This window comes from Amycolatopsis sp. NPDC004368 (genome assembly GCF_053602515.1).
This window is the reverse complement of the sequence record NZ_JBSGDT010000030.1, coordinates 1-15,382: the sequence shown is the minus strand read 5'-3', so window position 1 is coordinate 15,382 and position 15,382 is coordinate 1. Positions and strand designations below refer to the sequence as shown.

Sequence of the window (15,382 nt, the reverse complement as noted above, 5' to 3'; positions counted from 1 at the left end):
GATTTCGATGGACCTGGACCAGTTCGACGACGAAATCATGGGCGTCACCGCACACCGCGCACCCCGGCGGATCCAGCGGAAGCGCACCGCGGGCTGGCGGATGCCAGCCAACACCGTGTGCGTGACGCGCCCGTCGATCTACGGCAACCCGTTCAAGATCGCGGTGCCGTACTGCGGCCCGACGATCCGGCAGGCCAACACACCGCGCGAAGCGGTGAACGCCTTCACCGACTGGATCAAGCGGGAAACCCTTCACCACCTGATGTGGGATCGCGACTTGATCGCAGCTCACACCGCACTGAAGGCAGCACTCGCCCGCGGCGACCTCCGCGGCAAGAACCTCGCGTGCTGGTGCGCGCTCAGCCAGCCCTGCCATGTCGACGTTCTGCTGCCCCTCGCGAACGGCCCGGCCCGATGACCGCGCCCGAGCCGAAGCTCTGCTCCCGCGGCGATGGCCGCCCGGTGCACGCCCGCGATCTCTGCAACTCCTGCTACTCCGCGCACCGCCGCAGCGGCAACCTCAACGACTCCGGGTACTTCCCGGCTGTCACCGTGCGGCGGTACGTCGCGCAACTGCAGCAAGCCGGGATGAGCGGCGTCAGCATCGCCCGCGCCGCCGGCGTCTCCCCTGCCGTGGTCCGCAGCCTCACCGACCCCGCTGAGAAAGCGAAGCGTGTCCTCAAGCAGAACGCCGAACGGCTCCTCGCCGTCCAGCCGCCCGCCGAGACGACGCCGTCGAACTCGACGACCTTCACGATCGAACTCCCGTGGCCGCGGCCGCTGCTCAACTCGAACAGCATGCCGCGGAACCCGCACGCGCACGGCCGCTTGGTCCGCCAGGTTCAGCGCGACGTCATGCTGCTCGCCCGTCACCACAAGGTCCCGACCGGCCGCCACCTCACGATCCAGCTGCACTACGCGCCCGGCTCCTGGGACCGCATGGACAGCCACAACCTCCACCCCACGGTGAAGGCCGCTGTCGATGCGCTCGCCCGGCCTGCGCGAAAGGTCGACCCACGCAGGCCGGCGGCCGCGTGGATCGGGTTGTCGCTCGTACCCGATGACACCGACGAATACGTCACCATCCTCGCCCCGCAGATCGTGCGCCCACCGGCACCCGGCCCGCGCTGCTGGCTCACCATCGAAGTGGAGCGCTGACCATGACTCGCTGGGGAAAAGCCGGGGAGCGACTCAGCGACGCGGAAGTTGCGCGGCGACGAACGGCCATCCAGGCGCGCCGCGCCGCCCAGGCGACCCGCGACGCCCTCGCGCTCGAGCAAGCACACCAGGCGTGGCGCGAAGGTCGCGTCATCCCCGCCAGCATCACCGCGGCCCTCGACATGCACGGTCTCTACGGTCCCGAGGTCGACGAGGCCTGCGGTGCGCGTGAGCCCGACGTCGATCGTTGGGAAGCCGGCGACCTGTACCCGACGTGGGATCAGCTGCGCAAGCTCGCCGACCTGTGCGGCGTAACCCCGAGGTTCTTCACCGAAAGCCACGGCCGACTCGGCGCTCGCGAGACCAGCCTCCGATTCCACTTGCCCGCAGGCGACGCCCCCTTGCCAAACCCGGTCCTGTTCTATCGTCGGGAAGTCGTCGCGGCGACCGTCAATCAGCCAGAGGAGCGCTGAGCCGTGTCGTTCGAACCCGTGATCCAGTGGCAACTCCGATGCAACGGCGACACCACCTTCGGCCAGTGCCGCGCCGTCGTCACCGATGTCGACCCGGAGCTCGGCGTCTACCTCCCCGTGCTCCTCGACAAGGCGTACGTCGACCCTGCACTGGTCGACCACATGCAGCACGAGGGATGGATCATCTCCGGGCCGCCGGACGCGCCCCGCCTGCTCTGCCCAGACCACGTCGAAGCGGCCGCCTACCTCGCCGCGGCGCAACTCGACGGACTCCCCTTCGACACCGACCCCAGGACGTGACCGTGAACGTGAAGACCCACGACGAAGTCGTCGGCACCGACCTCGGCTACCGCTGGCACAAGCGCAACGGCAGCGAGCCGTGCGACGACTGCCGCGCCGGTCACAACGAGCGCATGGCCCGCTGGCGCGACTCCCGGAAACCCCGCGACGCCGTAGCCACGGTCCGCATCGGGGTGCTCGCCGAGATCCTCGACCTTCTACCCGCGCGCCGCCGAGCCGTCGCCGCCGAACTGCTCGGCGGCGAGACTGCCAGCCGCGTCGAGCACGTCAAGCGCATGCTGAGCAGGCCCAACGAGTCCTGACCGGAGACGCAAGTCGGCCGCGCAGCCCCCTGCAGCTGCGCGGCCGAAGTCGTCTACGACGACGGTCAAGCCGACGGCGGACGCTCAAAAGCGGCCCGCACAGAACCCTCCAGCACGCCCCAAGCGCCCGGCACCAACAGAACACCGAGCACCACGAACACGGGGAACACGACCCGCTTCTCGAACTGCTTTCCCGTGCGGAAACGAAGCCACGCCGGTGGCCGGATCTCGTACCACGTCTCCCCGGCGATCAGCAGTGGGAAGAGGAACGGGCACCCAGCTTCGGTGATCGAGTCGCCGAGGTCGTGCACGACGCAGCCGAGCGCCACGGCGAACCCGATCCAGCCGGCGGCATCCGCGAGCGCCGCGGCAGCGCCCGAGGTTGCGAGCAGCATGCCGCCGCCGGCGAGACCGGCAACGCCGACCCAGTCCCCCAGAACGTCGTCGGCGAGCAGCAGTCCGAACGCGACGACCGCGAGCACAGCCCACGGTCCGGCTGCCGCCGTCGCTACCGCGGCCATCGCGCCCAGCGCCAGGGCGAACAGCACCGTGTGCGACAGGTGCCGGTGCGTGCCGCTGCAATTCTCGTCACGAGGGCCCTTCGTGGCGGCGTAGAGCCGCGCCGAGCACCAGCGCAGGGCACGCGAGATCGCCCCCGTGACGGGACCGAGGAAGCGGGACGCCGATGCGCTCGGGTGGTCGAGGTCGGGCAGCAGCGCGAAACCAGCTGTCGTCGCCGCGAACAGCACCGGCGACGACAGCCCGGTCAAGCCGAGCACGGGCGCGACCGCGAGACCGGCGCACCAGCCGGTCATCGCGTGCGTGCGGCCCATCATCAGGCGGCCCGAGCGGCCGCCGCCGAGCGCCGCTTCAGGACACGGCGCTCGAGCTCGTTCAGGCCGCCCCAGATACCGGCGTCCTGGCCGGTGGCCATCGCCCACGCGAGGCATGCCTCGCGCACCGGGCAGCGATGACACACTGCCTTAGCCTCCGACTCCTGCCGGCGCGCGGCGTCTCCGTTGCCGACTGGGAAGAACAGCTCCGGTTCCTCCTCCGCGCACGCGGCGCGCTGACGCCAGTCCATGATCCCCTCCACGGTGATTGCCCGGCGCGCGATGGGCACCGGTGCCGCGGCGGGCTTCTCCACGCCTGAACGGCGCTGCGCCAGAGACATCCGGGATACCGTGACCCCGGCCTGCCTACCCGCCTGCTGGTCTCCTACGTGGACTCCCAGGGGACGTGACCCCTGGGAGCGCGGCCTGTCCGCTCGCCCTCACACGCCGTTGTGTGCAGCCAGAACAGCGTCGGCGTAGTCCTCGTCGAAACACTGGCGAAGGCACCACTCGGCCGCCTCATCACCGAGGTCCGCGACGTACCAGCCATACGCGATCACATCGAGTTCAAAGACTCGGTCCACTGTGGTCACACCCTCGAGGCGAGGTACGCGGCCGGCGATTCCGCCTGCTCGGCCAGCCAGTCGATCGTGTTGTCGTCGATCTGCTCAATGGTGGCGTTCCAGGCATCGGCGATGCCGTCCTCCTTGCCGTCGCCTTCGATGTTGAGCCTGTGGCAGAGCGCGCCGAAGGCGTCCTCATCGTCGACGATGTCCTCGACGAGGCTCGGGTCGGTGTCGCCCCAGGTGTTGGTGATGAGGGTGGTGACGTGTTCGTGCAAAGCGGCTCGGCGCATCGGTTCGGTACTCCTCGTTGTAGTGGTGCGGCCCCTCCCGTTGGAGGGATCAGCTCGCACGCCTCGTGTAGCTGCCGTTCTCCGTCATGACGTGGTCGTCGAGTTCGGTGTAGCCCTCGTAGTACGAGCAGAGGGCCGCGTCGATCTGCTCGGCGGTCGCCTCGAAGACTGTGCGGAAGGCCTGGTTCTCGACCTCGTGGAGATGCGGGTCGTCCAGGTCGTCCTCGGTGCAGTAGTCCTGCAGGAGTTGGTACGTGTCGTACACGCTGAGGTTCGGATTCTCCTCGCTCATCCGGTAATAGCCGGTGGCGATCAGCAGTGCCGTCAGGACGTCCATTGCGGTCCCTTCCCCTCGCTTCATGCCACATCGACGTGACACACTTTATGTCAAACCGTGTCAACCGGCAAGCTTTGGGCTACGATCGGCGCACACCCACTGAGGGAGGAAAACCGTGGCCGCCATCGAAATCTCTGACGACGCCCTCGACGTCGCCGCCGAACACGCCCGTGCCGCCGGCCTCAGCCTCACGGACTGGCTCGCGCGGGCCATTACCGCAACCGCCGCTGACGAGCGGCCCGTCGACGAACTCCTCGTCGACGACGGCGGATTTCCCAGCCCGCGCCTGCCCGCCCTCGGCTAGTCCTCGACGTCCACTTCGGACCCGAACGCGCCCGTCTGCTCACCCACGAGCACGGGCGCGTTCTTCGTCCACGAGCGACCATCAGGCGCCGTCGAACGCCACTCGCGCAGCAGCTCCGACAACGACGCCTCCGCCGCGTCGACGAGCCCTTCCCGCTCCCGCCGGATCCGCGTCCCCAGCAGCGTCAGGCCTCCCGCCGCGAGCAGCGCAACGACGCACAGCGCCACCACCCACCACGCGACGCTATCCGCGAGCACGCACACGATCAGGAGCACGAGCCCGATCCCGCCGGCGAACTTCGACGCCGTCAGCGCCTCGTTGTGATCGGAGAGCCGCTGTGCCGCCGCGGCATTCACACGAGCCGCGCCGATCTTGCGGTCGAGCCGCTCCAACGCGGGTTGCACGCGCTCCCAGCCCAGCATCTGGTTCGTCAGGTTCGTGATCTCGTCCTGGAAGTGCTGCCAGTGCGCGGAGTTCTCTGGCTGGGCGTCCCGCAGCACCTTCTTCCCGTAGATCTGCTGCTCCATCGCCTCGGCGTGCTTCTGGTAGTCCATGAGAGCCCTCTCTTCACTCTGTGTGCTCGTTTCACGCAAACACACAAACTGCTCCCCTGTGGCCGCCTCAGCGCCGGGAATAGCCTGATCAGGAACGACGGCGGGTGGCCGGGATGTTTGTGTGGTGTGTTTGTTCACTGAACGTGACAGGTTTGGCTAGCTGGCCTTCGGCAGGTACGTGTTCTTCACCGGCCGCTGCAGCTCACCGTCCCGCACCAGGGCCGTGAGCGCGTTCGTCACCGTCTGCGCGCTCGTCACCTCCGGACCACCATCGCCGCCGAGCGCCACGAGGATCTCCTCCCGGCTCATCGGCTCCTGCGCGACACTCACGATCGACAGCACGCGCTCCTTCAACGGCCGGGCGGCGACCACCTGCGCCACCGCCGCCGGCGCGCTCGCCACCGCAGGCTCCGCCGCCGCCCAGTCCGCACCAGACTCGATCTCGTCGAGCTCGGCGAGCAGCTGCGCCTTCGCCTCGTCGAACGGGCTCAGCGTCTCCTCAGACGACGCGACCACGTGCTGACCGGTCAGGTACTCCATCAGCGAGTCGTCCGCGTACCGGTGCCGGTTCGCGAACACCGCGCCCGCGAACTCGCGGGCCACCCGAGCCGAACCGGCGTCGAGGTCGATGTCGAGAAAGCGGCGAGCCCACGCGACATCCGACACCGTCGGACCGTCATGCAGCTTCGGCTTGCTGGGGTCGTTCTCCTGCATGTACGGAGCCTTCAACTTCACCACCGGCGCGTCCGGGCCGGGGTTGAGCCAGTACTCGCCCTTGTGCTCAGGGTTCGGCAGCGCCCAGTCGCCCGTCGCGCGTCCGATCTCCGCGATGTCGCCAGTACGGAACACCGTCTGCCACGACATGCCGCTGTTGATGTCCGTCGAGTACGGGCCCCAGTTCGGGTCCGTGGCGCGCTGGCCGGCCAAGTGCACCCACACGCCCGCGGACCCAGCACCGAACTGGATGTCGCGGACGAGCGCCGACATCGTGCGGACCTCGCCCTCGATCTTGATGAAGTGGCTCGTCATCGGCAGCGCGAACCCTGCCTCGTCCAGCTGCACAATGATCGTCTTGAAGTCGGCACGCGCCGACAGCGGCTGATTCTGCCGCCACCGCGCGATCGTGAACGCCGTCGCCAGCATCAGCAACGTGTGCTCCGGCCCCGAGGCGATCCAGTTAAACGGGATCTTGAACGGCTCGTTCATGTACGGCTCGATCCACCCGGCCAGGCCGTCGTACAGCTTTACCGTGCCGCACACCCACAGCACCGCATCCGTGCACCGCGTGACGTGCGCGAACTTGCAGTTGATACGCGACGACTTGCCCATGCGCGACAGGCCGGTGTCGGCGCCGTGCTGGTCCGCGCGCGTGTAGTGCGGGGTGCCGTCGATCTCGTGGCCGTCGAGGTACGGCTCCGTGATCGACGAAGGGGTCGGGTCGTCGACGTACACGTACGTCTCCGCCAGCGCGTCCTCGAGCAGCACCGCGAGCTCGTAGGCGCCGGCAGCCGCCGCCTTCGTCAGCGTCACCCAGCTCGAGTGCAAGTCCATGCCGAGCACCGTGGACAACGCGATCGCCATCTTCTCGGCGTCGTTCGCGTCGAGCTTCGTGACCTCGGCTGTTTTCTTGCCCTTCGCCGTGGTGACCGCCATCCGCGGCGGGATCCGCAGCACGAACGCGGCGCCGACCGGCTTCCGCGTCAGGCCCGATGTGATCCCGGTGGCGCTGCGGATCTCCAGCCAGTCGTGGCCCGACAGCTGGAACGCCGACTGCAGTGCCTGCACCGCTACGTTCATCGGCGAATCCGCGCCGCGCTCATCCGCCCCGGGCTCCGCGATCGCAGTCGGCTTCTCCGGGGCTGGCTTCAGCTGCGTCAGCATGTACTCGTGGCCGCGCGCGACGCCGTACTCCAGGCCGGCGATGGCAGCGAGGCCTGCGATCCAGACCAGCCACAGCTCCGGGCGGAGCAGAAACAGCAAGCCCCAGCCGACGTGTGCGGCGGCCGCAGCGGCCAGCCAGCGGGCGATCTGCTGCTGCCCCTCGAACGACACCTGCTCGAACATGCTGGCGCGGAACACCACGCTGCGGCTGCACGCGACGAACACCACTCCCGCGAGGAGGAACAGCAGGCCTCCGATTCCCACGGGCGCGCCGGCGAGCGCCATCAACGCGGCCGCAGCGCCGGTCACCACAGCCCCAGCGGCGGTCCAGAACAGCTTCCACGAGATCATGGTGTTGCCCTTCACGAGTGATCGAGTTCTGAGGGGTGGAACCGGGTGGGGTTGCAGTCGGGGCGCAACCCCACCCGGCAGTAGGTCAGCTGGCGACGACGCTGCTGGCCTTCTCGTGGAACGCCGCCGCCAGTCCGCGGCGCTGCTGAGCGGTCTCGTCGGCGGCGGCCGCCTCGCGCAGGAACTGCCCGCGGGACTCCTGCATGCCGGGCTTCTCCGCGAGGCCGGCCGCATCCCGACGCAGCTGGGTCGCACGCTCGTCGAGCGCGGCGGCGTCGCGGCGCGCCTCGTCGCCTGCGCTGAGCAGCGTCGACTTGAACGTCTGGGGGGTGGACTTGTCCACCATCGCTGTGTACTTCTGCGTGTCCACTGCCATGTCGCTCTCCTTCGTGATCTGCCCGGCTTCGCGCACTCGCGCGGCCAGGTCGTCCATGTCCACCACCGGCCCGGTTGCTGGCGGCGGGGTCTTCGGGGCCGGTGCGAGTCGCACCGACTCCTGTCGGGCGGGCGCCGGGATCGGGAACCCGGCGTCGTCGACGTCGGCTGGCCCGCTCGGCTGCGGGCGTTCCACGAGCGGGAATCCCGCGTCGTCGACCGGATGCGCGGCCAGCTCCTGATCGACCGCTCTTTGCTGGCGGCGGTCTTCCCGCCGCCGGCGCCGTTCGCTCAGCTCATCCGGCTTGGTCGCGACGCCGGCGTCGCCAGCTTCGGCCGCTTCGGCGGCCTTGGCCGCGCGGCGTTCGCGTCGCGCCCGCCAGCGCCGCCGCCGCTCTCCCGGCTCGTTCGCGGCCGCCGCGTTGCGACGCTGCCGAGCGGTTTTGCCCTCCGGCTTCGGATCCGGAGAGGACTCGCCGGCCGGAGCCTCCACCGCCGTGGCCGTCTCCTGCTGGGCCTGTCGCTTGAGGCGGCGGCGTTCACGCCACCCCATTCGGCCGCCATCCGCCTTCCGCTCCTCGGAGCGCCCGCCGTCGCGCGGGCCGGAAACCGACTCCAGACGCTCCCGCAGACGCTGCCAGCGTTTCGGTTTTGTTTCGGTGCCAGTGCTGGCGGACTTCGAGCCCGTGCTCCGGCCCGCGGTGGACCCGCCGCTCGACGAACCCGCGCCTGATCCGCCGGGTTTGCCCGTCGCACCGCCACCGAACAGCCGCTGGATCCGCGTTCCCGAGCCCCAGCCGGTGCCCGCGCCGCCAGCCTTCGACCCGGCACTGCCCGCGGAACCGGCGCTTGCAGCACGCGCGCCGGACGTCGACGGCGAAGCGCCGGTCTGCGTCTTGCGGCGCCACGGGAAGCGACTGCCCTTCGTCGGGCCGGCACCGCCCGCCGCCGAGCCGCCGGAAGCGCCACGACCCGCAGCCGACGCGCCCGAACTACCGGCCGCACCTGTGCGGCCAGCACCCGCACGCGCACCGGACGAACCCGCACCGCGGGAACTGGTCGACGACGCGCCCGACGAGCCGCCCCGTGCACGGTTGAACAGCCCACGGATGCCACCAGGCCGACCGCCCGAGGCGGAACCCGAGCTGGCGCCAGCGGCACCGCGTGCGCCCGGTCGGACGTTCGCGCCGAGCCGACCGCCGAGGCCGGAAGCCCCACCGGCACCGGGGGTCCCGGCCCGGCCGGTCGTGCCACCTGACCGCGAGAACGGCAGCTTCAGCCCGAACCTGCTGCGGCCGCCCGGTGCTTGCGTGCCGCCCGCCCCGAGTGCACCGCGCGCTGCGCCGCGGCTGGCGCCCGCGTTGCGGCCGCCGCCGAGCCGGCGCATCAGGCCCGCGCCCAACATGATCAGCGCGACCAAGAACGCCACACCGAGAAGGCCCGCGGCCAGCATCGGGGACTGGTGGTACATCGCAACTCCCGCCACTAGACCGAGCACCGGCACCGCCCACCCGAGCAGGCGGATCTTCGGAACCCCGTTCGACTTCAAGCCCGACCCCGACTTCGCCGAGGGCGGCTTCGCGCCCGCCTTCTCCGGCTCGTCGCGCTCCGACTTGCTCTTCTCCTCCGGCGGAGCCGCAGCCGGACGCGGCTGCGGCAAACCCGCCTTCGCGAACGCCTCCGGCAACGCCTTGACGTCGCTCTCGTTCGCCATGACCTGTCTCCCTGTCCTGTTCCGGATGGGTCAGCTGAAGGCGCCGGTGACGGCGTTGACGATTCCCGTCGCGAGCCCGGCGATGCCGTTGAGGACGACACCGAGGACGTGCGTCGCGGTCTGCGGGTGCTCCAGCACCCACCACACCGCGACCAGCAGCGTGCACGTGATGACCGCCCGGATCACCCAGTGGATGAGGCTGTGGACGAAGTCCATGATCAGTTGCCTTCCTGGTTATGTGCCTTGATCGCGTTCCGCACGTGGCGGTCCGAAACCTTGAACTGCTCGGCGATGAACTTCCGGTCGAGATCCGCGATCGCGTGGCCCTCGCGTTCCGCCCTGGCGAGCAGCGCGACCACGCGCGCCTTCGCGTCACCGGGCCCATCGAGTTCCGCCTTCGTCGCGCGAATCTGAACCCGACCGGAGTTCCGCGTCGCCGTGCGCGCTGTGCGCACGGCGGGCTTCCGGTTCCGCTTCGCCGCCGGAACCGTGCTGGTCACCGGCAGTGCCGCTGCGGCGGTCGGCTTGGGCGGAACAGCACCGTCACCGGAACTCCCGGGGGCTGCGAGCCGGAACCCGGAACTCTCTGCAGGCGCGTCGGGGACGGAACCGGAACCCGCCACCGCGGCTGCGTCAAGTTCCGGCCAGTACGCCGCCAGCAGTTCCTCAAACGTGCCCGCGCGCGACCAGTCGATCGGAACCTCAACCACTTCCGCCGCGTCCACCGCGACCCCGCCGCGCGGAACTCCCGACGACGCCGGTTCCGCCCGATCCAGGTGATCCAGTTCCGCCGACCGCAGCCCGCCGAGCCGCTTCACGAGCGCGTCGGTGAGCGCGATCGGAACCGTCGGGTTCCCGACCTTGCGGACGTATGCGAGCCGCCACGCGACCTCACGCGGAACCGCCGTGCCGAACGTCGCGACAATCCGCCCGCACTCCCGCATAACCCGCGGGTGCTTCCGCCACCGCAGCGCCCACAGCCGGATCTCTTCCAGCGGCATCCCGGACGCCGAGTGCCGGCGGCTGTGCATGTACAGCTCGAACGCGCCGACACCCATCAGCGAGGCGAGGGCGTAGACAACACCGACCTTCCAGTCGGTCTCGCGGCCGTGCGCGAAGTTGATGCCCGCGGCGATGCTGGCGAACACAAGCGTCGTGACCCGGTAGAGCCGGACTGGCGCGGTCGCGATCGAGTCGGCGTAGAGGAACGCGCCGAGCCAGCACAGGCCCTCGATCAGCAGCGTGGCGAGCACGGCGACCGGGGCCTCTGCGTTCGACCAGTCGCCGCCGGCGAGGCGGTCGAGGAACCACTGCAGCTGCGAGGGCACCGCGGTGGTGATGGACAGGACCACGGTGACGACGGTCGCGATGAGCGCGCGCCGCGCCGACCACGTCGACGTCTTGCGCGGGCGCTCGGCGCGCAGCGCGCGCGCCTTCTCCTGCTCGGTGAGGCGCTCCATCTTGCGCCGGTGCCGGCGCGTGGGTCCCTGGCGCTTCTTCATCCCGCGACCTCCGGCCTGAACGGCGCGGCCCAGCGACCGAGCGTGGACTTCGGGACGCCAGTCTCGTCCTCGAGCTCGCGCAGCGTCAGCGCGCGGCGGCTCAGGACTTCGGCGACGAGGCGCCCCACGACGATCTGCACGGTGTTCGCGTTGCGCGCGAGGTGGCCGACGAAGCTGACGAGGTCCTCTGTGGACGCTTCGGCGAGGTCGGTTCCGTGTTGGGCGGGGGTTCTTGCGGCGGTCGCGCCGTTCGCGTCGAGTGGCTGTCCCATAAGTGGGACTAGAACATGCACTGTCCCACCGGTGGGACAAGGTTAACCGCCACTAACCACAGTTGACACGGTTTTACACTTCAGTTGACCAGCGCGAACGTCACGTCCGCGCCGCTGTCCCGTTCTGAACCCGGAGGCACCGTGAGCACCGCCAAGACCTTCCGCAAGAAGCCTGTCGAGATTCAGGCCGCCCAATGGCAGGAGCCCGGCGATCACGCCGAGGTCGGCTACTGGCGCTATCCGCCGATCGACCCTGATACGGGCGAGATCAGCGCAGCTGACAACGCCATCTCGCTCGGGAAGTTGAGGCACTGCGACGCTCCGAGCAAGTTCCGCCGGCCTGAGTGCGCGGCCGTTATGGACGACCACGGCTGGATCGACACCCTCGAAGGCGGACACACCGTCTGCCCGGGTGACTGGGTCATCCGCGGGGTTCGGGGCGAGTTCTATCCGTGCAAGCCGGACATCTTCGCCGCCACCTACGACGAGGTGGTCGGGGGCGCGGCGTGAACCGCCCCGACCAGGTGCCGGCCGGGATGTGCCGCGTCTGCATCGAGAACGGCACCGTCGGATCCGCCCTCTTCTGCTGCGCCACCTGCCTCAACCACCTCCTGCGCGTCCTCCGCGAGCTCGGCGCCTACTGGAACGACTACCTGCCCCTCCTCACCCAGCACCCCCGCGGCAACACCGGGCGCATGCAACCCGGCTACGGATCAAGCTCGCCCGGCCGCGACGCCGTCTTCGCCGCGCTCGACCCGCGCTCCATGGCCAGCGACGTCGACGAAGACGGCGAAGCCCACACTCGCCGCCCCGACGACACCGCCGACTACATCCGCTCCATCCCCGGCTCGATCCAAGGCGTCGTCGACTGGATCGCCGCCGAACGCGGCGAAACCCCCGGCGCCGGCCTCGACTACATCCGCGCCAACCTCTACTGGTGCGGCCAACACCCCTGGATCGACGAACTCGCCGACGACCTCAAGGAACTCCACGCCCAAGCCCGCCGGCTCGCGAACGACCAGCCCGACGACCCCCTCGCGCAATGCCTCGTCGTCGGCTGCGACGGCCTCGTCTACGAAGGCGGCCCCGGGCAGCCCGCACGCTGCAACGCCTGCAAACGTCCCTACACCGGACTCGACCTCGTCCGCCTCGGCGTCGCAGCGGAGGCAGCATGATTGGCTACGCCAAGTCCCCGATGACCGCGCGGGACAGCATCTTGCAGCTCCTCGCAGCCTGCAGGATCAGCCACGTGCTGGAGCCACTTCACCCACCATCCACGCCGGAACATCGCGGCGCGCTCGACACCGCCGCTGCCGCCGCGGCCGACTACGCGACCCGCCACGCACCAGCCTTCGGAGGGTTCGAGCCGGTCGGCTGGGTGTGGGGAGGCCCAGAGCCGCTCGACAACCGTCGCGCCAAGCTCTCCGAAGGCGAGTGCTGGGTCGACCGGGCGGCCGTCGAGTACTACGGGAGCCACTTTTTGGCCCGGATCGGCGGCATCCCGCAGGGGAACGTTCACCCGATCGATCACCCATGACGGGCTGGCAACCACCAACGGAAACGCCGAAGATCCCCACTCCTCACCCGGAACAGGAGCAACCCGTGCCCGACAACAACTTCAGCCCCGGCGGCCCGGTCGGCAGCCTCGTCACGACCGTCGGACCCGGCGTCAGCTACGTCGACAGCGACCAGCAGCACACCTACACCGCGCAGCTCGATTTGATCGAGCCCGCCGTGCTCGCCGACCGGCCACGCCGCACACTGCGGATCATGGAAGTACTCCTCGAGGAAGCCCTCGACAACGTCCGCGACGCTCTCCAGCTCCGCAGCCAAGGCGGAGGCCACCATGCCTGAGTCCAGCATCAACACCGAGGTCACCCCGCCCGACCCCGACTTCGACGGTGAGCAGCCCCCGCAGTTCTTCCTCTCGGCGACCCTGACCGAGGTCGACGGGACGTACCGCGGCGCGAACCAAGCGATTCCGGCCGGCGCGACCGACGAACAGCTCGCCCACGCCCTACTCGACCTCGTCCACGGCGTCGCCGCCATCGCGGCCCCAAACTCGCTGCCGCCGTGCGCCGGCTCATGCCGCGCGACGGCCGGCGCCGCTGACGCCTCCCGGGGCCTCCGCCCCACCGCGACACACCGATGCAAAACCGTGTCAACTGGACGCAAGTTGATCTGTTAGCGTTGTCGAGCACTCCCGGTGCGAAGCCCAGCGGTTACTTCTCTGCTACGAAAAACACCGCAGGGCAACCTTTTCTCGGGAGCCACAACTTCAGAGGTGTGCCCGGTGCGCAGGGGACGGTTACTTCCTCTCTCACAGGAGAGACGCGGGTTCGAATCCCGCCGCTAGCTCTGGCTGGCGTCGACCAGCGGCCTAGGTCACTTACGTCACCGTCACCGACTTTTTCTCGGGCCCCACTCTGAAGTTGCACGCTCCCCTCACGAAATGAGGGTTGAGGATGTCGAAGTTCAACACCACCAGCGCGCGCCCCGCGGGCCACTCGCCGGTGTTCAGTGAACGCACGCCCAGCGGCCATACCCACGAAGGCGGCGCCGGCTACGCGCGCGACACCAAGAGCGAGCTGTTCCTCCTCGCCGTCACGAACATGGTCGGCGAGCACACCTTCTACGAAAGCGCCGAGCAGCGCGACACCCGGTACGCCGAACTCGTCCGCGCCGCGACCCTCGCCGACCCGGACTGGACCGCGCGGTTCCTCGCATGGCTCCGCGGCGAAGCGAACATGCGCACCGCCGCACTCGTCGGCGCCGCCGAGTTCGCCGCGGCCCGCCGCGACGCCGGCCTCGACGGCATGTCCCGCCAGGTCATCGACAGCGTCCTCCAGCGCGCCGACGAACCCGGCGAGATGCTCGCGTACTGGACATCCCTGTACGGCAAGAACGTGCCCAAGCCCGTCAAGCGCGGCGTCGCCGACGCCGTGAAGCGGCTCTACAACGAGCGCTCCTACCTCAAGTGGGACAGCGACGCCCGCGGGTTCCGCTTCGCCGACGTCGTTGAGCTCACCCACCCCGACACCCGGCTCGACTGGCAGGACGCCCTGTTCCAGCACATCCTCGACGTCCGCTTCCACCCCGACCGCGAGATCCCCGCAGAGCTCGAAACCCTCGGGCTCCGCACCGAGCTGCTTGCGTGGCCCGTCGAGAAGCGTCGCAAGTTGTTCACCACCGGGAACCTCGACGACGCGCGCTCACGGCTGCGGCAGGGCGGCATGACGTGGGAAGCGCTCGCCGGGTGGCTGCAGTGCCCGCTGACCGCAGCGGCGTGGGAGTCCGTGATCCCGTCGATGGGCTACATGGCGCTGCTGCGAAACCTGCGCAACTTCGACCAGGCTGGCGTCTCTGACGAGGTCGCGCAGGCCGTCGCCGCGAAGCTCGCTGACCGCGAGCAGGTCGCACGGTCGCGGCAGCTGCCGATGCGGTTCCTCTCCGCGTACCGGGCGGCACCGTCGCTGCGGTGGGCGTGGGCGCTCGAGCAGGCAATCACGCTGTCGCTCGCGAACATCCCGACGCTCACCGGCCGGACGCTGATCCTGGTCGACACATCCGGGTCGATGAACTCCGGGTTCTCCAAGGACGGCACGCTGATGCGGTGGGACGCGGCCGCGGTGTTCGGGATCGCCCTCGGGGCTCGCTGCGAGCAAGCGGACGTCGTGTCCTTCTCCAATGGGTACTACGGCGGTACCGGGACGAAGGTATTCGGGCTGCGGCCTGGAGAGTCGCTGCTCCGTTCTGTCGAGCGGTGGAAGAACGGCGGGTACTTCATCGGCGGCGGCACCGACACCGTCGGCGCCGTCAAGCAGCACCTGCGCGGCCACGACCGTGTCGTCATCCTCACCGACGAGCAGGCCACCTACGGCGACGTCGGACACACCGTACCCGCCAACACGCCGCTGTACACCTGGAACCTCGCAGGCTACAAGCTCGGACACTCCAGCTCAGGCGGGCGCAACCGGCACATCTTCGGCGGACTTACCGACCAGGCGTTCCGGATGATCCCGCTCCTCGAAGCCGGCCAGAACGCCGCCTGGCCGTTCTGATGCCCCGAGCGAGACTCCAGCAGGTCGGCCCTGGGTGCCGTACTCAGCCATCCGCTCGCCTCCGGTACTCCGCCACGAAATCCAGCAGCTCCGGCCCCCGGGGCCGCCG

Annotated in this window: 23 protein-coding genes and 1 tRNA gene; 13 read left to right on the top strand and 11 right to left on the bottom strand. The window is 69.6% G+C overall.

From position 1 onward, the window contains the following. Positions 1-7 precede the first annotated feature (7 nt). From ACWEOE_RS31740 to ACWEOE_RS31720, 5 genes are read left to right on the top strand one after another with little or no spacing between them, the layout of a single operon-like run. On the top strand, positions 8-418 hold the full coding sequence (locus ACWEOE_RS31740) for a DUF4326 domain-containing protein (protein ID WP_452015653.1): 411 nt from the start codon (positions 8-10) through the stop codon (positions 416-418). Further along, a complete protein-coding gene (locus ACWEOE_RS31735) occupies positions 415-1,158 on the top strand; it encodes a hypothetical protein (RefSeq protein ID WP_452015651.1) in 744 nt (247 codons plus the stop codon). Before ACWEOE_RS31740 ends, ACWEOE_RS31735 begins: the two co-directional genes overlap by 4 nt. A gap of 2 nt (positions 1,159-1,160) precedes the next feature. Then, a complete protein-coding gene (locus ACWEOE_RS31730; RefSeq protein WP_452015649.1) occupies positions 1,161-1,631 on the top strand; it encodes a hypothetical protein in 471 nt (156 codons plus the stop codon). Between the two features lie 3 nt (positions 1,632-1,634). Beyond that, entirely contained in the window at positions 1,635-1,931 is a 297-nt protein-coding gene (locus ACWEOE_RS31725; RefSeq protein WP_452015647.1) for a hypothetical protein, read from the top strand. Positions 1,932-1,933: 2 nt separating this feature from the next. Next, entirely contained in the window at positions 1,934-2,233 is a 300-nt protein-coding gene (locus ACWEOE_RS31720; protein WP_452015646.1) for a hypothetical protein, read from the top strand. Between the two features lie 65 nt (positions 2,234-2,298). Here ACWEOE_RS31720 and ACWEOE_RS31715 read toward each other — a convergent pair whose 3' ends face one another. The 5 genes from ACWEOE_RS31715 to ACWEOE_RS31695 form a co-directional block, all read right to left on the bottom strand. Continuing rightward, positions 2,299-3,069, bottom strand: a complete 771-nt coding sequence (locus ACWEOE_RS31715; RefSeq protein ID WP_452015644.1) for a metal-dependent hydrolase — start codon at positions 3,067-3,069, stop codon at positions 2,299-2,301. Further along, entirely contained in the window at positions 3,069-3,317 is a 249-nt protein-coding gene (locus ACWEOE_RS31710; RefSeq protein WP_452015808.1) for a WhiB family transcriptional regulator, read from the bottom strand. The genes ACWEOE_RS31715 and ACWEOE_RS31710 overlap by 1 nt, the downstream gene beginning before the upstream one ends. A 189-nt stretch (positions 3,318-3,506) precedes the next feature. Further along, complete coding sequence (locus ACWEOE_RS31705) at positions 3,507-3,659, bottom strand: hypothetical protein (RefSeq protein WP_452015642.1); 153 nt, start codon at positions 3,657-3,659, stop codon at positions 3,507-3,509. After that, entirely contained in the window at positions 3,656-3,922 is a 267-nt protein-coding gene (locus ACWEOE_RS31700; protein ID WP_452015640.1) for a hypothetical protein, read from the bottom strand. Before ACWEOE_RS31700 ends, ACWEOE_RS31705 begins: the two co-directional genes overlap by 4 nt. A gap of 49 nt (positions 3,923-3,971) precedes the next feature. Continuing rightward, complete coding sequence (locus tag ACWEOE_RS31695; protein WP_452015638.1) at positions 3,972-4,259, bottom strand: hypothetical protein; 288 nt, start codon at positions 4,257-4,259, stop codon at positions 3,972-3,974. A 115-nt stretch (positions 4,260-4,374) separates the two neighbouring features. On the opposite strand from ACWEOE_RS31695, the gene ACWEOE_RS31690 reads away from it, so the two are divergent. Further along, a complete protein-coding gene (locus tag ACWEOE_RS31690; protein WP_452015636.1) occupies positions 4,375-4,563 on the top strand; it encodes a hypothetical protein in 189 nt (62 codons plus the stop codon). Here the strand turns inward: ACWEOE_RS31690 and ACWEOE_RS31685 are convergent. The 6 genes from ACWEOE_RS31685 to ACWEOE_RS31660 all read right to left on the bottom strand — a co-directional run bounded on the left by ACWEOE_RS31685 (position 4,560) and on the right by ACWEOE_RS31660 (position 11,212). After that, the gene (locus tag ACWEOE_RS31685; protein ID WP_452015634.1) at positions 4,560-5,117 is read right to left on the bottom strand and encodes a hypothetical protein; all 558 of its coding nucleotides are present in this window, start codon (positions 5,115-5,117) and stop codon (positions 4,560-4,562) included. The genes ACWEOE_RS31690 and ACWEOE_RS31685 overlap by 4 nt on opposite strands. Before the next feature lie 156 nt (positions 5,118-5,273). Then, positions 5,274-7,349: a hypothetical protein gene (locus ACWEOE_RS31680; protein WP_452015632.1), complete on the bottom strand. Its 2,076-nt coding sequence runs from the start codon at positions 7,347-7,349 to the stop codon at positions 5,274-5,276. A gap of 85 nt (positions 7,350-7,434) precedes the next feature. Further along, positions 7,435-9,438 (bottom strand): hypothetical protein, encoded by a 2,004-nt coding sequence (locus tag ACWEOE_RS31675; protein WP_452015630.1) that lies wholly within the window; start codon positions 9,436-9,438, stop codon positions 7,435-7,437. 30 nt (positions 9,439-9,468) lie between these two features. Continuing rightward, positions 9,469-9,654 (bottom strand): hypothetical protein, encoded by a 186-nt coding sequence (locus tag ACWEOE_RS31670; RefSeq protein WP_452015628.1) that lies wholly within the window; start codon positions 9,652-9,654, stop codon positions 9,469-9,471. 2 nt (positions 9,655-9,656) lie between these two features. Continuing rightward, on the bottom strand, positions 9,657-10,940 hold the full coding sequence (locus ACWEOE_RS31665) for a hypothetical protein (protein ID WP_452015626.1): 1,284 nt from the start codon (positions 10,938-10,940) through the stop codon (positions 9,657-9,659). Then, positions 10,937-11,212: a hypothetical protein gene (locus ACWEOE_RS31660; protein WP_452015624.1), complete on the bottom strand. Its 276-nt coding sequence runs from the start codon at positions 11,210-11,212 to the stop codon at positions 10,937-10,939. Before ACWEOE_RS31660 ends, ACWEOE_RS31665 begins: the two co-directional genes overlap by 4 nt. Before the next feature lie 141 nt (positions 11,213-11,353). On the opposite strand from ACWEOE_RS31660, the gene ACWEOE_RS31655 reads away from it, so the two are divergent. The 7 genes from ACWEOE_RS31655 to ACWEOE_RS31625 all read left to right on the top strand — a co-directional run bounded on the left by ACWEOE_RS31655 (position 11,354) and on the right by ACWEOE_RS31625 (position 15,273). After that, entirely contained in the window at positions 11,354-11,722 is a 369-nt protein-coding gene (locus tag ACWEOE_RS31655) for a hypothetical protein (protein WP_452015622.1), read from the top strand. Continuing rightward, positions 11,719-12,387 (top strand): hypothetical protein, encoded by a 669-nt coding sequence (locus tag ACWEOE_RS31650; RefSeq protein ID WP_452015620.1) that lies wholly within the window; start codon positions 11,719-11,721, stop codon positions 12,385-12,387. Before ACWEOE_RS31655 ends, ACWEOE_RS31650 begins: the two co-directional genes overlap by 4 nt. Further along, the gene (locus tag ACWEOE_RS31645; RefSeq protein WP_452015618.1) at positions 12,384-12,749 is read left to right on the top strand and encodes a hypothetical protein; all 366 of its coding nucleotides are present in this window, start codon (positions 12,384-12,386) and stop codon (positions 12,747-12,749) included. The genes ACWEOE_RS31650 and ACWEOE_RS31645 overlap by 4 nt, the downstream gene beginning before the upstream one ends. Before the next feature lie 65 nt (positions 12,750-12,814). Beyond that, positions 12,815-13,066 carry a hypothetical protein gene (locus ACWEOE_RS31640; protein ID WP_452015616.1) on the top strand — a complete coding sequence of 84 codons (252 nt, stop codon included), beginning with the start codon at positions 12,815-12,817 and terminating at the stop codon, positions 13,064-13,066. Then, a complete protein-coding gene (locus tag ACWEOE_RS31635) occupies positions 13,059-13,400 on the top strand; it encodes a hypothetical protein (protein WP_452015614.1) in 342 nt (113 codons plus the stop codon). Before ACWEOE_RS31640 ends, ACWEOE_RS31635 begins: the two co-directional genes overlap by 8 nt. Before the next feature lie 95 nt (positions 13,401-13,495). Further along, positions 13,496-13,567 (top strand) — tRNA-Glu (locus ACWEOE_RS31630). A gap of 110 nt (positions 13,568-13,677) precedes the next feature. Further along, positions 13,678-15,273, top strand: a complete 1,596-nt coding sequence (locus ACWEOE_RS31625; RefSeq protein WP_452015612.1) for a TROVE domain-containing protein — start codon at positions 13,678-13,680, stop codon at positions 15,271-15,273. Positions 15,274-15,382: the final 109 nt, after the last annotated feature.

What these genes read in the sequence shown, in the direction of transcription:
- ACWEOE_RS31740 (WP_452015653.1), top strand. Translation starts at nt 8, where the DNA reads ATGGACCTGGACCAGTTCGACGACGAAATCATGGGCGTCACCGCACAC.
- ACWEOE_RS31735 (WP_452015651.1), top strand. Translation starts at nt 415, where the DNA reads ATGACCGCGCCCGAGCCGAAGCTCTGCTCCCGCGGCGATGGCCGCCCG.
- ACWEOE_RS31730 (WP_452015649.1), top strand. Translation starts at nt 1,161, where the DNA reads ATGACTCGCTGGGGAAAAGCCGGGGAGCGACTCAGCGACGCGGAAGTT.
- ACWEOE_RS31715 (WP_452015644.1), bottom strand. Translation starts at nt 3,069, where the DNA reads ATGATGGGCCGCACGCACGCGATGACCGGCTGGTGCGCCGGTCTCGCG.
- ACWEOE_RS31710 (WP_452015808.1), bottom strand. Translation starts at nt 3,317, where the DNA reads ATGGACTGGCGTCAGCGCGCCGCGTGCGCGGAGGAGGAACCGGAGCTG.
- ACWEOE_RS31700 (WP_452015640.1), bottom strand. Translation starts at nt 3,922, where the DNA reads ATGCGCCGAGCCGCTTTGCACGAACACGTCACCACCCTCATCACCAAC.
- ACWEOE_RS31695 (WP_452015638.1), bottom strand. Translation starts at nt 4,259, where the DNA reads ATGGACGTCCTGACGGCACTGCTGATCGCCACCGGCTATTACCGGATG.
- ACWEOE_RS31685 (WP_452015634.1), bottom strand. Translation starts at nt 5,117, where the DNA reads ATGGACTACCAGAAGCACGCCGAGGCGATGGAGCAGCAGATCTACGGG.
- ACWEOE_RS31680 (WP_452015632.1), bottom strand. Translation starts at nt 7,349, where the DNA reads ATGATCTCGTGGAAGCTGTTCTGGACCGCCGCTGGGGCTGTGGTGACC.
- ACWEOE_RS31675 (WP_452015630.1), bottom strand. Translation starts at nt 9,438, where the DNA reads ATGGCGAACGAGAGCGACGTCAAGGCGTTGCCGGAGGCGTTCGCGAAG.
- ACWEOE_RS31670 (WP_452015628.1), bottom strand. Translation starts at nt 9,654, where the DNA reads ATGGACTTCGTCCACAGCCTCATCCACTGGGTGATCCGGGCGGTCATC.
- ACWEOE_RS31665 (WP_452015626.1), bottom strand. Translation starts at nt 10,940, where the DNA reads ATGAAGAAGCGCCAGGGACCCACGCGCCGGCACCGGCGCAAGATGGAG.
- ACWEOE_RS31660 (WP_452015624.1), bottom strand. Translation starts at nt 11,212, where the DNA reads ATGGGACAGCCACTCGACGCGAACGGCGCGACCGCCGCAAGAACCCCC.
- ACWEOE_RS31645 (WP_452015618.1), top strand. Translation starts at nt 12,384, where the DNA reads ATGATTGGCTACGCCAAGTCCCCGATGACCGCGCGGGACAGCATCTTG.
- ACWEOE_RS31635 (WP_452015614.1), top strand. Translation starts at nt 13,059, where the DNA reads ATGCCTGAGTCCAGCATCAACACCGAGGTCACCCCGCCCGACCCCGAC.
- ACWEOE_RS31625 (WP_452015612.1), top strand. Translation starts at nt 13,678, where the DNA reads ATGTCGAAGTTCAACACCACCAGCGCGCGCCCCGCGGGCCACTCGCCG.